This is a genomic window from Yoonia sp. R2331 (assembly GCF_041103235.1).
Classification (GTDB): domain Bacteria; phylum Pseudomonadota; class Alphaproteobacteria; order Rhodobacterales; family Rhodobacteraceae; genus CANMYO01.
In genome coordinates, this window is the sequence record NZ_JBGCUN010000001.1 from 1,744,789 (window position 1) to 1,757,735 (window position 12,947).

13 protein-coding genes are annotated in these 12,947 nt (G+C 59.7%); 9 read left to right on the top strand and 4 right to left on the bottom strand.

Translation table 11 applies throughout. The annotated features are described in order from the left end of the window. Positions 1 to 40: 40 nt before the first annotated feature. Positions 41 to 400, top strand: a complete 360-nt coding sequence (locus AB3Y40_RS08980) for a hypothetical protein (RefSeq protein ID WP_369438449.1) — start codon at positions 41 to 43, stop codon at positions 398 to 400. A gap of 3 nt (positions 401 to 403) precedes the next feature. Here AB3Y40_RS08980 and AB3Y40_RS08985 read toward each other — a convergent pair whose 3' ends face one another. Next, positions 404 to 1,315 carry an alpha/beta hydrolase gene (locus AB3Y40_RS08985; RefSeq protein WP_369438450.1) on the bottom strand — a complete coding sequence of 304 codons (912 nt, stop codon included), beginning with the start codon at positions 1,313 to 1,315 and terminating at the stop codon, positions 404 to 406. After that, the gene (gene tgt, locus AB3Y40_RS08990; protein WP_369438451.1) at positions 1,312 to 2,442 is read right to left on the bottom strand and encodes a tRNA guanosine(34) transglycosylase Tgt; all 1,131 of its coding nucleotides are present in this window, start codon (positions 2,440 to 2,442) and stop codon (positions 1,312 to 1,314) included. The genes AB3Y40_RS08985 and tgt overlap by 4 nt, the downstream gene beginning before the upstream one ends. A 393-nt stretch (positions 2,443 to 2,835) precedes the next feature. Between tgt and AB3Y40_RS08995 the strand changes: the two genes are divergently transcribed. The 7 genes from AB3Y40_RS08995 (at position 2,836) to AB3Y40_RS09025 (ending at position 9,517) form a co-directional block, all read left to right on the top strand. Next, a complete protein-coding gene (locus tag AB3Y40_RS08995; RefSeq protein ID WP_369438452.1) occupies positions 2,836 to 4,035 on the top strand; it encodes an MFS transporter in 1,200 nt (399 codons plus the stop codon). Positions 4,036 to 4,178: 143 nt separating this feature from the next. Further along, positions 4,179 to 4,541 (top strand): SUF system Fe-S cluster assembly protein, encoded by a 363-nt coding sequence (locus AB3Y40_RS09000; RefSeq protein ID WP_369438453.1) that lies wholly within the window; start codon positions 4,179 to 4,181, stop codon positions 4,539 to 4,541. Between the two features lie 129 nt (positions 4,542 to 4,670). Next, the gene (locus tag AB3Y40_RS09005; protein ID WP_369438454.1) at positions 4,671 to 5,318 is read left to right on the top strand and encodes a hypothetical protein; all 648 of its coding nucleotides are present in this window, start codon (positions 4,671 to 4,673) and stop codon (positions 5,316 to 5,318) included. Then, positions 5,315 to 6,034 (top strand): DUF3307 domain-containing protein, encoded by a 720-nt coding sequence (locus tag AB3Y40_RS09010; RefSeq protein ID WP_369438455.1) that lies wholly within the window; start codon positions 5,315 to 5,317, stop codon positions 6,032 to 6,034. Before AB3Y40_RS09005 ends, AB3Y40_RS09010 begins: the two co-directional genes overlap by 4 nt. 29 nt (positions 6,035 to 6,063) lie before the next feature. Continuing rightward, on the top strand, positions 6,064 to 6,426 hold the full coding sequence (locus AB3Y40_RS09015) for a HesB/IscA family protein (protein WP_369438456.1): 363 nt from the start codon (positions 6,064 to 6,066) through the stop codon (positions 6,424 to 6,426). Then, the gene (locus AB3Y40_RS09020) at positions 6,423 to 6,725 is read left to right on the top strand and encodes a TfoX/Sxy family protein (RefSeq protein ID WP_369438457.1); all 303 of its coding nucleotides are present in this window, start codon (positions 6,423 to 6,425) and stop codon (positions 6,723 to 6,725) included. Before AB3Y40_RS09015 ends, AB3Y40_RS09020 begins: the two co-directional genes overlap by 4 nt. A gap of 272 nt (positions 6,726 to 6,997) precedes the next feature. Continuing rightward, the gene (locus AB3Y40_RS09025; RefSeq protein WP_459553975.1) at positions 6,998 to 9,517 is read left to right on the top strand and encodes an AMP-binding protein; all 2,520 of its coding nucleotides are present in this window, start codon (positions 6,998 to 7,000) and stop codon (positions 9,515 to 9,517) included. Positions 9,518 to 9,533: 16 nt separating this feature from the next. On the opposite strand, the gene AB3Y40_RS09030 is transcribed toward AB3Y40_RS09025, so the two are convergent. Continuing rightward, the gene (locus AB3Y40_RS09030; protein ID WP_369438459.1) at positions 9,534 to 10,442 is read right to left on the bottom strand and encodes an isopenicillin N synthase family dioxygenase; all 909 of its coding nucleotides are present in this window, start codon (positions 10,440 to 10,442) and stop codon (positions 9,534 to 9,536) included. A 73-nt stretch (positions 10,443 to 10,515) separates the two neighbouring features. On the opposite strand from AB3Y40_RS09030, the gene tpiA reads away from it, so the two are divergent. Further along, positions 10,516 to 11,235, top strand: a complete 720-nt coding sequence (gene tpiA / locus AB3Y40_RS09035) for a triose-phosphate isomerase (RefSeq protein ID WP_369438460.1) — start codon at positions 10,516 to 10,518, stop codon at positions 11,233 to 11,235. Between the two features lie 231 nt (positions 11,236 to 11,466). On the opposite strand, the gene AB3Y40_RS09040 is transcribed toward tpiA, so the two are convergent. Next, positions 11,467 to 12,945 carry a TRAP transporter large permease gene (locus AB3Y40_RS09040; protein WP_369438461.1) on the bottom strand — a complete coding sequence of 493 codons (1,479 nt, stop codon included), beginning with the start codon at positions 12,943 to 12,945 and terminating at the stop codon, positions 11,467 to 11,469. Positions 12,946 to 12,947: the final 2 nt, after the last annotated feature.

Sequence of the window (12,947 nt, forward strand, 5' to 3'; positions counted from 1 at the left end):
GTCACCACCAAGCGCATTCGCTGCCTAGGATACACTGGCAATGACAACCGCTTATCTGCTGGCCATTGTCACCGCACTCTTTTTCGGTGCGGTCCTGATATTCGCGACCTTCGCAATTTTGCGGCGTCTGGTGCTGCCAGGGCTCAACCAACCCCGTTTTTCGCCTGTTGCAACCAGCCTTGATCTAATTGGCGCGGTCCTTCTTCTCATCTTCAGCTTTGAACTTATTGACGCCCATTTTTCAAGCGGTGGTCTCTCGGCCTATCTGATGATCTATGTCCGGGCCGTTGTCGCGACACTTGGGATCGCCGGCCTTTTCATCCTTGCGATGCTCGGTCTGATCCTGCGCTTTGTGGTGCGCCTCCCGCTGGTGATCCTTGCGCCGCGATCGTCCATCTAAAGATCAGGCGCTCACTTGCCGCGTCAGCCACTCCACCACGACCTCTGCCGGGCGCGGGTCGTTTTCGCTCTTCAACTGCCGCAAATAGTCGTCAAACCCATCAACGGTCGTGTGTCGCAGCAGGTGTGACAGATCCTCTAGGACGACCAATTCCGCGTTCGGGTTCAGCGCTGCAATTTTTGCACCATCCTCAGGCGGGCACTGCGCATCACGCGCCGCGACAACAACCAACGTGGGACGCTGATTGGCCTGATGGATCGCCGCCACATCCGCGGTGACAAAATCCCGCAGCCAGCGGGTTGGCACCTTCTTCAACCCCACCCGCACCTTGGGCGCATCCGTTGTCTCAAGCTTGGCAATCACGCGCGCCTGCATCCGTGTGGGCTTGCCAAAGATCGCCATTGCCGCGCGGGCAACCACCCCTTTGAACCCGCGCAATTCCGCCACCAGTTGCTCACCCTTCGCGGCCTGCTGCATCAAAATCTCGCGCCCCGGTGTGATGTACGGGCACAAAAGGATCAGCCCCGCCACCGCGTGCCCCTCTGCCGCCGCAGGGGCAAGTGCAGTGCCTTCAGAATGCCCAAGCAGCCACACCGGTCCCAGACCGCGCGCGGTGGCCTGCGGTATCCATGCCTGCACATCGGCCACCAAATCAGCCTGCCCAAGCGCCTCATAATCCCCGCCCGAGGCACCGACCCCGCGTTTGTCGTATCGCAAACAGGCAAATCCCGCCTGATACAGCGCCTCCGCCATCACGCGAAACGTCTCTAACTTGCCGCCTTTGCCATTCTGGTCCCGGTCCATCGGGCCAGAGCCATGCACGCAAATCACCACACTTTTGGGCTGCTCTGGCAGAGTCCAGGTGCCGCGCAACGTGCTACCGTCGCGTGTGACCTCTGCGGGTTCCTCTTTCATAGCGGTGGAATATCCCCTTGCGCGCGCGTCGCGTGGAATTCAGCTTCCCACGCGGCAAAGGTTCCCGCCGCAATCGCCCCGCGCATCCCCGCCATGATCTCTTGAAAGTAATGTAGATTGTGCCAGGTCAGAAGCATGCCCGAAATCATCTCCTGACTGCGGAACACATGATGCAAATAGGCGCGGCTATAGTTGCGACAGGCCGGACAGGTGCAGTCTTCATCCAAGGGTCGCGGATCATCCTGATGCCGTGCGTTCTTGATGTTCACGACCCCATGCCGGGTAAAGACCTGGCCTGTGCGCCCCGACCGGCTTGGCAGCACACAATCCATCATGTCGATCCCGCGTTTGACCGCGCCGACAATATCATCCGGCTTGCCCACCCCCATCAGATAACGCGGCTTGTCCTTTGGCAACTGCCCCGGCGCGTAGTCGAGGACACCAAACATGGCCTCTTGCCCCTCACCCACAGCCAGACCACCCACGGCGTAGCCATCGAACTCAATCGCCTGCAAAGCCTCGGCGCTCTCAGCGCGCAGGCTTTCGGTCACACCGCCCTGCTGAATGCCAAACAACGCATGTCCAGGCCGGTCGCCAAAGGCGTCGCGCGACCTTTGGGCCCACCGCATCGACATCCGCATCGACTTTGCCACCTCTGCGTCGGTCGCGGGCAAGGCGGGGCACTCGTCAAAACACATCACAATGTCAGAGCCCAGCAGCTTCTGGATTTCCATCGACCGCTCGGGCGTCAGGCTATGCTTGGTCCCGTCAATGTGGCTCTTGAAGGTGACACCCTCCTCGGTCAGCTTGCGTAGCCCTGCGAGGCTCATCACCTGAAACCCGCCGCTATCCGTGAGGATCGGCTTGTCCCAGTTCATGAACCTGTGCAGCCCGCCCAAACGGTCAATCCGCTCTGCCGTCGGTCGCAACATCAGATGATAGGTATTGCCCAGCAAAATATCCGCGCCGGTTGCCGCCACGCTTTCGGGCATCATCGCCTTTACCGTGGCGGCTGTGCCCACCGGCATAAAGGCCGGCGTGCGGATATCGCCACGCGGTGTGCTGATCAGGCCGGTGCGGGCGGCCCCGTCCGTTGCATTCAGGGCAAAAGAAAAACGCTTTGTCATAGCGGCGATATGGGTCAAACCCCAGCCGGATGCAACGCTCCTACAGCGGCGATTGCCGCCACCATCTCACGCCGGCGGCTTCGTCAGGTCGTCCTGACCATCCCAGAATAGCCGCCACTGCGCCAATCGGGATCAACGACACAGCCCGTTGCCGCACCTCGTTTTGTCCCCGGCGTTCCCCGTGTCCGCAACCATCTCCGTGTCTGACAACCTGTTCCCGCAGCCAGACACCCGCCACGGGGGCGACCCCGTCCCCCTTCTTCTGGCCAAAATAATCCCGGGGTGTGGGGCAGCGCCCCACAAAACGCGCAGGGGAACCCTGCGCAAAACAATCGCGCGCGGCCCTCAGGCCGCCCCTTTCCACAGGCCGCGATCCCCCGTAAGCCTGCCCCCATGCGCTACGGCCCCGATTTCTCTATCGCCCTTGCGATCATCGCCGCCATCGCACTGGCGCAAACCGTGCTGGGGTTCACCCTGCCCCTGCTGGCGTTTGAGATGTCCGCATCCGGCACCGGTCTGGCACTGATCAAAGGGGCGGGGTTCATCCCCAATATCCTCTTTGCGATCTTCATCGGGGTGATCAACGACCGCACCACCAAGGCCCGCGCGTTCCGGTCTTACACAATGGGCCTCGCCCTCGTCACCGCGCTCCTCTGTCTTGCGGCGCTGACTGACTTTGTGTCGCTGCCCGGACTGATGCTTTTCATGGTGATCTTCAACGGCCTTTCCTATGCCACCAGCAATGCCCAGATGACACTGATCCGGCTGACAGTGCCGCATGCCCACCTGTCCGACGCTACCGGGCTCAGCAGTACCGTCTTTTCCGTGATCTCCACCGTTGGTCCTGCTGTTGCGGGCCTTGCATTGGTGGCCCTGGGTCATATCGGGGTCATTACCGCCTGCATGGTACTGATGCTGGCAACCGCCGCCCTCGCGCGCCGCCTGAACCCGCCAGAGGATTTGCCCCCGCCACAGCCCTTCTGGCCCGCGTTGGCCGAAGGCTGGCACGTGCTGCGTGCCAACCGCGAGCTGTTGATGATGACCGTGGTGATCGTGCTGACCAACGCCGCTGCCGGGGCTTTTGATACCGCGCTGATCCTGAAACTCAAAACCGCCGTGGCCAGTAATGACTTTCAGATCGGTGTCGTGCTGGCCTTTGGGGGCCTTGGGGCGATCACCGGGTCACGCTTTGCCGCCCCTCTGCGCCGTGCGATGGGGTACCGGGCCGCATTCTTCTGGCCGATCTGGGCACTTGCAGCGCTTTATCTGACCATCATCGCGGATCTTCCAATCTGGGCCTATTGCCTGATCAGCTTTCTAGACGGCTGGCTGGCGCTCTTCTTTGCCATTGGCGTCTGGTCCTACCGACAGGAAAGCACCGCAGCGGCGCACATGGGCCGGGTTGCCGGGCTGACCGGGGCGATCTTCAAGATCGGGATGCCGCCGGTGATCATCCTTTCGGGTTGGTTAACAGATGCAGGCGCGCTGCCTGCCGTCTTGATGATGGCCGCGGGGATCATGGCGGCCTCCGGGCTCTTTCTGGCATGGGTCGCAGGCTGGGGCTGGCCGCGTCTGACACCCGCACAGGGTTAACGCGCGTTAAGACCCCGGCCCGCATGGGAAGTGTATGGTCTGTGCATGGTTTGTGCATCGCCCCCCAACGCGGCACCGTGCGATCCCTTTACGCCACGGCGCCCAAACCCTATATGAATGCTCAGGTATAGCAGGATTATCCGATGAACGACGCAGCAACCCCAATGGAAGGCGCCCCTTTGATCGCCCCCTCCACTACCGATCATCCCCTTTACGAGGATATCGTGAACGCCTGCCGTTCCGTCTATGATCCTGAAATTCCAGTGAATATTTACGACCTGGGCCTGATCTACACGATCTCTGTGGCCGAAGATAACGCGGTCAATGTCATCATGACCCTAACCGCCCCAGGCTGCCCGGTGGCCGGCGAAATGCCCGGCTGGGTCGCTGACGCCATCGAACCGCTGCCCGGTGTCAAACAAGTCGATGTCGAAATGACCTTTGAGCCACAATGGGGCATGGACATGATGTCGGACGAGGCGCGCCTCGAACTCGGATTCATGTAATTTTATCAAAACCATAAGGGGTGTTTTTGATGTAATGCCCCTTGCGCAATCGCAAGCTATTAAGCTTGCACTGCGATCAAGCAAGCATTTTGGCTTGCATTTCAAAAAATCAAGCCCTATTACTTGCTTATGACAATAGCAAGCCTCTCAGCTGTCATCACTGGTGACTTGATCCACTCACGCCAAGCCAGCGCCACGCAGGTTGATTTGGCGATGGACACCCTGCGCGATGCAGCAGCAGAGGCCGAGGCCCGCTCGAACCGAACACTCCAGTTCACCCGGTTTCGTGGCGACGGTTGGCAAATCCACCTCGACACGGCGGGGGCTGCGCTCGGCACCGCCGTCTGGTTGCATGCCAAGCTTCGCGCGACCGGCCTGAAGATCGACACCCGCATGGCGGTGGGCATTGGCGGCATCACCTCGACCGGCACCACATCGCTTGCAGACGCCAGCGGTGTGGCGTTTGAAATCTCCGGGCAAACCCTTGATACAATTGGGAAACGCCGCATCACCATTGCAGGCACAGGCGTGACCCAGGAACTCAGCGCAATTTTTGGTCTGGTCGAACACATCATCTTTGACTGGACCGCCAATCAAGCAGAAGCCGCCGCATTGGCACTTGCCTATCCCGACAAGACACAAGAAGACATCGCAACGAAACTGGGCATAACGCGGCAAGCCGTACAATTGCGACTGGCCGGCGCGGGTGCCGCCCCAATCTCAGCAGCCGTTGACGCCCTACTCCGGCATGATTTCTGGAAAGCCCACATCACATGATCGCCACCTTTGCCGCCCTCCTCTTTGCCCACACTCTTGCAGATTTTGTGTTGCAAACCAAATGGATGGTGACCCGCAAACGTGAGCCGCAAATCATCCTGCTGCATGGCGTCATCGTCCTGATCACGGCCCAGGCCGCCCTTGGCACAGTCACCGCATGGCAGTTGGGCGCGCTGGCCGCCGCACATCTGATCATCGACACCATCAAAACCTACGCGCTGCCACGCGGAATCTGGCCGTTTCTGGCCGATCAGGCCGCGCATCTTGCCACGCTGATCGCCCTCGCCGTTTATGCCCCAGACCTTTGGCAACAGGGACTTTGGGCCAATCTCGACTGGCTGCCGACCCTTTTTGCCCTGCTCGCAGGCTTCCTGATCGCCACACGTGCCGGTGGCTTTGCCATCGCATTTCTGATGGACCAATGGCAGGATCAGGAACTCCCCCCCGGTCTTCCAAACGGCGGCGCATTGATCGGCACGTTGGAACGCAGCTTGATCTTCCTGCTGGTGATTGTCGGACAACCCGCAGGCATCGGCTTTCTGATCGCCGCCAAATCGGTGCTGCGATTTGACACCACATCCCAGAACCAGCGCGCGGGCGAGTACGTGATTATCGGCACGCTCGCCTCATTTGGATGGGCGCTGGCGGCGTCATATGCCACAGTTTCACTGATCGGGCACCTGCCCCCGCTTGGAATTCTGCCTGCGACACCCTAAGTTAGGCCCAAGCACAAAGGATTACTCCCATGTTCGGCATTCCCGGCAAACAGGCTGTCTCGATCACTGACAAGGCCGCCGCGCAAATCGCAAAACTGATGGCCAAGGACGGTCATCAGGGCCTGCGCATTGGCGTCAAGAAAGGCGGCTGCGCGGGCATGGAATACACCATGGACTACGTGACCGAAGTGGACCCGCTGGATGAGGTCGTGGAACAAGATGGCGCGCGGGTGATGATTGCCCCAATGGCACAGATGTTCCTGTTCGGGACCGAAATAGACTATGAAGTCAGCCTGCTGGAGTCCGGTTTCAAATTCCGCAATCCCAACGTGGTGGATGCATGCGGCTGCGGCGAGTCGATCAAGTTCAACGAAGATATCCCCGCGACATGAGCGTCTCTGACGGTGATATCGCCTTCGCCGTTGACCTCTTTTCCGATCTTGGTGGGCTAACCAGCCGCAAGATGTTTGGCGGCATGTGCCTCTACCATGATGGTACGGTCTTTGCGCTCATGTCCTCTGACGGGCGGCTTTACCTCAAGACCAAAACACCCGCTGAACTCTTCGGTCAAACCACCGATCAATTCCACAACATGCCCTATTACGCCGTGCCTGAGGACATGCTGGACGACCCCCAAGCCGCCTGCGTCCTCGCAAGGACCGCGCTGACCACTTTGACCATCTCCGGCTGACGGATCACGGTCGGGCCCATCGCTACGCGCCCAACGGTCCCAAATTTCGTGCCGCTAAATCTGCCAGGGGTATCAACAACCCAGCAAACCTTTGCTAGCAATGTGGCCGCAGGTCATGCCATCCTGCACATAGGCCCAAGGCACGCAGGAATTTCAGGTGCAGCCGTCACGCGGCAAAAGTTGTTTGTAAGTCAGGGCGGAAATTGCGCTTGAAGATCTCACCACGGACCTCCGAATTCTGGAAACTCGAACCAACGTCGCAACCTGCATTTGTGACCGCGAGCGGACAACAAATCAGCTATCGGCAGCTGCAAGACGAAGTCACAGCCTTTGCCGCCAGGCTTGGCCAGAACCCGGGACCGATCGCACTTTTGTGCGACGGCGGCTATCACCAATACGTCGCCTATCTGGCCGCCCTGAATGCCGGTTGCCCTGTCCTTCTCATGGGCGCGGATCAGACGCCAGCCTCTTGTGGCCTGACGCTACGCTTTGCCTACGACGCCAAGACCGATGTGCTTGACACCATCAGCGATGCCCCGTTGCAATGGCACCCCGACCTTGCCGTTCTGTTGTCCACCTCTGGTTCAACTGGTGCCGCCAAATGGGTACGTCTGTCATATGCCAATCTTGGCGCGAACGCTGGGTCCATCGCCAGCTATCTGACGCTGACAGAACAGGACCGCGCACCAATGGCGCTGCCCTTTCAATATTCCTACGGCATGTCGGTCCTCAACTCGCATTTGGCTGTTGGGGCCTCTGTCGTGCTGACCGATGGGTCGGTCGTCGATCAAGCCTTCTGGCAGACCTTTGAAGCCACGCAATGCACCAGCTTTGCAGGTGTGCCGCACAGCTTTGAACTGATGGAACAGGCGCAGGTACCGACGGTTCACCTTGCGGCGCTGCGATATATGACCCAAGCGGGCGGCCGACTTGGCGAGGCGCGCGTGAAGGCTTGGGTCAACCGGGGTCAACAGGAAGGCTGGGATTTCTTTGTGATGTACGGCCAGACCGAAGCCGCGCCGCGCATTTCCTACCTGCCTCCGGACATGGCGGCCCAGACGCCATCGGCCATCGGCATCCCGATCCCCGGTGGCGACATCTGGGTGCAGGACGCCGCGGGCAACATTCTGCCCGACGGCGAGACCGGCGAGCTTTGTTATCGGGGCGCCAACACGATGATGGGCTACGCGACCGGTGATGACGATCTTGTCGAACCGCAGGGCGATGATGTCCTGAATACCGGAGATGTCGCGCGCCGCCTCCCCAATGGCGCATTTGAGATCGTGGGCCGGTTAAGCCGATTTGTGAAGCTTTTCGGCCTGCGCATCAGTCTGGACGAGGTCGAAAAACACTTGACCGCAAAGGGGATAGAAGCGGCCTGCGTTGCGCAGGATGAAAGGATGTTCGTGGTTATCGCCGACCCGTCAGCGCCTGTGCCTCATACGATTGCCGCCAATCTGGCGCAATGGCTGGACATTCCAGCGACAAGCTTTGAGGTGATCCAGACCGACACCATCCCCCGCCAACCGTCCGGCAAGATCGACCTGCGGGCCGTCGGCACATTGGTCACGGCCCTTGCCCAACAAGAAAAGGCCGACACCAAAAACAGCACGGACAGTGGGCGTGGCCTCTTTGGCGCTTTGCTGCCCCGACGCAACAAGACTGTGGCCAGCATCTTTGAGGCGCATTTTCACGGCGATCAGCTTACACCGGAGGCAAGCTTCACTTCACTCGGTGGCGATAGCCTCAGCTATGTTGCCGTCTCGCTTGATCTTGAGAACGTACTGGGTCGCCTCCCACCGCGATGGGAAAAGATGACCATTGCGCAGTTGCAAGCCACCACAGGGTCGTCGGACCGTTTTACCCAAATTGACGCCCCCACGTTGATCCGGGCCCTTTCCATCATGCTTATCGTCGCGGGTCATTTCGGCGCATTCAGCTATGGCGGCGGCGGCGCCAAGACGCTCTTTGTGATCGCGGGCATATCCCTTGGTGCGTTCACCCTGCCACAAGTTGCCAAAAGCGGCGGCGTCAGGCCCATTGCTACGCTGGGTTTGCGCATTGCCTTGCTGACCTTTGCCTATACCGCGCTCAACTTTGCCGTCACCGGATACGGGGCATGGCCCGCATTTGTATTCGTTGGGAACTGGGTATCCCCGACTTCTGAAGGCAGCGCATGGTTCATTGAAGTCTATTTGCAAGTCCTGCTGCTTGCGGCCCTCGCATTGGCGATTCCGCCACTGCGTCAGGCCTTCGGACGTGCGCCGCTTAAGGCCGCAGCGGTTGCCACATCTGTATTGATAGCCGTTGCTGCCGTGTCAGATGCCCTTGTGGACACCAACCACCTGTTCCGCCGCCTGCCGCATATCTACGGCTGGATCATGTGTCTGGGCGTTGTAATCGGCACGGCACACAACACAAGTGACCGCCTGATAGCAACGGTGCTCTTCGCCTTGGGCTACTGGCAATTCAGCGGCTTCACGATCACGACGATGACAGTTTTCAGCTATTTCCCGATCGCGATCCTTGTCCTGATCTGGTGCAATGCCGTCACAATTCCACGGCTCCTGTCCGGTCCGATCCGAGCGGTTGCCGGTGCGTCACTGCTCATCTACCTATCGCATTTTCAGTTCGCCGAAGTCAGTCAGCGCCTGTTCGGTGACATCCCGGCAGTGTCATGGCTGATTGCCATCCTGGGCGGTGTCATGGCCTGGCGCATTTATGAACGCGCAGAGATTTCGATCAGAAAAAGACTGCACAGGCAACGCTCCCCGGGTCGCCTGTCACAGTAACCCGCACATGACCCTCTCATCCCTTCTGCAAATGAACATAGGTCTCCTGATATCGGCGTTCGAGATGCGCGACCGCCGTTACTGGGGCGTGCCCCTTTGGCGCGACGTTCACGTCATGCGACGGGTTAAAGAAAAGCGGCACCGAAATCCGTTCAGCCGCCGTGCCCACCACGCGGTGCGGGGTGGCGACGATCTTGCGCGCAGTCCACATTTCCAGCATCTCGCCAAAATTTACCACAAATTCGCCCGGGGCGGCAGACACTGGGATCCATCCGCCGCCTCGTTTGCGCACCTCTAACCCTGGCGAGCCATCGGTCGCAAGCAAGGTCAGGCAGCCATAGTCTGTATGCGTCGCAATCCCGAAATCCTTGCCCCCCGCGTCCGCAGGCCGTTTGGGATAATAATTCCCGCGCAACAGCGCCATGGGCCGCGCGAACTTGTCTCGGAAAAAGGCCGCATCCTCGCCCACAGCACCCGCAATCGCGCACAACAGATCAAGCGCAAATGCGGTGCTGGCGTCGTAGTATGCACGCAGAACATCGGCAAAACCGGCAGGCTGATCCGGCCAGACATTGGGCGCATAGGTCAAAAGCCCCATTGCCGCGACAGGGTCATCCGGGTCCAGCGTCGTGCCGCAATCAAACACCTGTTTGTAGTCAGGGTTGGCATCGGGGTTCACCTGCTCAGACCCCGGCGCGCCCCAACCGCGATTCGACCCGGTGCGCGCCATGTCAAACTGCGCCTTCTGTGCGGCTGGCAAATGAAAAAAGGCCGCATAGGTCTCTATCACCCTTTGCACCTGTGCGGCAGAAATGGGCGTGTTGCGGACCGTCAGAAAGCCAATGTCGGTCGCACCCCGTACCACATCGGCCTTCGCCGCTGCATCGCCCGCCAACAGGGCCATTGCATCAATTCTGGGGATCATTGCGGCCACTCCTGCCTTTCGGTTCTCTGCTCGGCTTGCTACCAAAGCCGCAACCCAAGTGAAAGGACCTCCCATGCCGCGCAAAATTGCCGCCGGAAACTGGAAAATGAACGGCACAGCCGACCAGCTGGCCGTGCTCTCCGCTCTCGCCTCTGCCCATCCAAGCCCAAGTGTGGATGTGTTGATTTGCCCGCCGGCCACGCTTTTGGCGCGGATCGTTGATGCCGGCGCGATCGCACTGGGTGGACAGGACTGCCACGCACAGGAAAGCGGCGCACATACCGGTGATATCTCAGCGGCGATGCTGGCGGATGCCGGTGCAACATATTGCCTGACCGGACATTCCGAACGCCGCACCGACCACGGCGAAACCGACGCGGTTGTCGCAGCCAAAACCACAGCAGCCCATAACGCGGGCCTCACGGCCGTGATCTGCATCGGTGAAACACTCGCGGAACGCGAGGCTGGCACCACGCTGGACGTCATCACGGCCCAATTGAACGGCTCTGTCCCCAACACTGCAACCGCACAAAACACCGTCATCGCCTATGAGCCCGTCTGGGCCATCGGCACCGGCCTTGTCCCCTCAACCGATCAAATCGCCGAAGTACATGCCCATATCCGCGCGCATCTGTCAGACAAGGACATCCCGCTGCTCTATGGCGGCTCTGTCAAAGCCACGAATGCGGCCGAAATATTTGCCGTGCCAAACGTCGACGGCGCGCTTGTGGGCGGGGCCAGCCTGAAGGCCGCAGACTTCTCTCCGATCATCACGGCACTTGAAAACGCGTGATTCCACAAAGGGTCAAGGACGGCGCAGCCGCCCCGCAGAGCGGGGTTCATCCTTGAGGCTTTGGGGACTCACCCAACCCTTGATCAGGTGACTTGAGGACCGAACTGATCCCTCAAGCACCTCTCAGCAGACAAACACTGCGCCCAAAACCAAAGGCGACGCCCGATCAAAAGCGTCGCCTTGCAGATTTCAATAACCGGGAATGCGCGGTAGCGCCCCTTTGTTTCACCGCTAATTGACGATGATCTCCGGTCCCATAAAGGTCGTGGGCAGCCATGTGCTCAGGACCGGAATATAGGTGATCATGATCAGGAACACGAAAAGCACGGCCAGGAACGGCAGTGCGGCGCGTACCACCGACATCATCGGCATCCCCGCCACACCAGAAGTCACGAACAGGTTCAGACCCACAGGCGGCGTGATCATCCCGATCTCCATGTTGACCACCATGATGATGCCCAGATGGATCGGATCAATGCCCAGCTGAATGGCAATCGGAAACACCAGCGGTGCCACGATCACGATCAGGCCCGACGGCTCCATGAATTGCCCGCCAATCAGCAGGATCACGTTGACCACGATCAAGAAGGTGATGGGCCCCAGTCCGGCATCCAGCATGGCACCTGCAATATGCTGCGGGATTTGTTCATCCGTCAGCACATGTTTCAGGATCAATGCATTGGCAATGATGAACATCAATGTGATCGTCAGCTTGCCGCCTTCGAACAACGTCTCGCGCGTGTCCTTGTGGAAAAAGGCCGTGACAAGCGCCCAGGGCTTTTGCAACAGGGTCGCCTTTTGCGGTACAGCCGCGGCTGACAGGCTTTGTGCCGTGCCGTGGAAAATCTCACCGTTTGCGTCCCGTGCGGCCAGCGGCCCCATGTCGCGGTAGATGAAGGTGGCGACAACAAAGGCGTAGAAGGCTGCAACAGCTGCTGCTTCTGTTGGCGTAAACGCCCCGCCCTGCCAATAGAACAAGCTTAGCCCTTCTTCGAACCGGATCCACGGATGGCCGTAAATGCCGCCCATGATGATCACGATCAGCAAAAGGCCCCAAACCGCATCCCGGAAGCTGGCAATGATCTCGCCCCACCCCTGCCACTCGCCTTTGGGCATGTTCTTGATGCGGGCGATCACATAGATCGCGATCATCAGCATCAGACCGGCCAGCATGCCCGGAATGACCCCGGCCAGAAACATCCGCCCAACAGAGACATCCGTGGCCGAGGCGTAGACCACCATCACAATGGATGGCGGGATTAGAATGCCCAGCGTTCCAGCGTTACAGATCACACCAGCGGCGAATTCCTTGGTATATCCGACCTGCCGCATGGCCGCGATCACGATCGTCCCGATAGCAACCACCGTGGCAGGCGATGACCCCGACAGGGCCGCAAACATCATGCAGGCAAAGACACCCGCAATCGCCAAACCACCCTGCAAATGCCCGACACAGGCGATGGAAAAGCGGATGATCCGCTTGGCCACACCTCCGGTCGACATAAACGACGAGGCCAGCACAAAGAACGGGATTGCCAGCAGCGTGTAATGCCCGGCCATCGCCAGATAAAGCGACTGCGCCACCGCAGCCAATGACGTGTCGGAGAACGTCAGCTGAAAAATGATTGAACTGATCCCAAGGGCCACAGCGATTGGCACGCCAATCAACAAAAGGCCGATGATCATTAGGAAAAGAATGGCAACTTCCATCG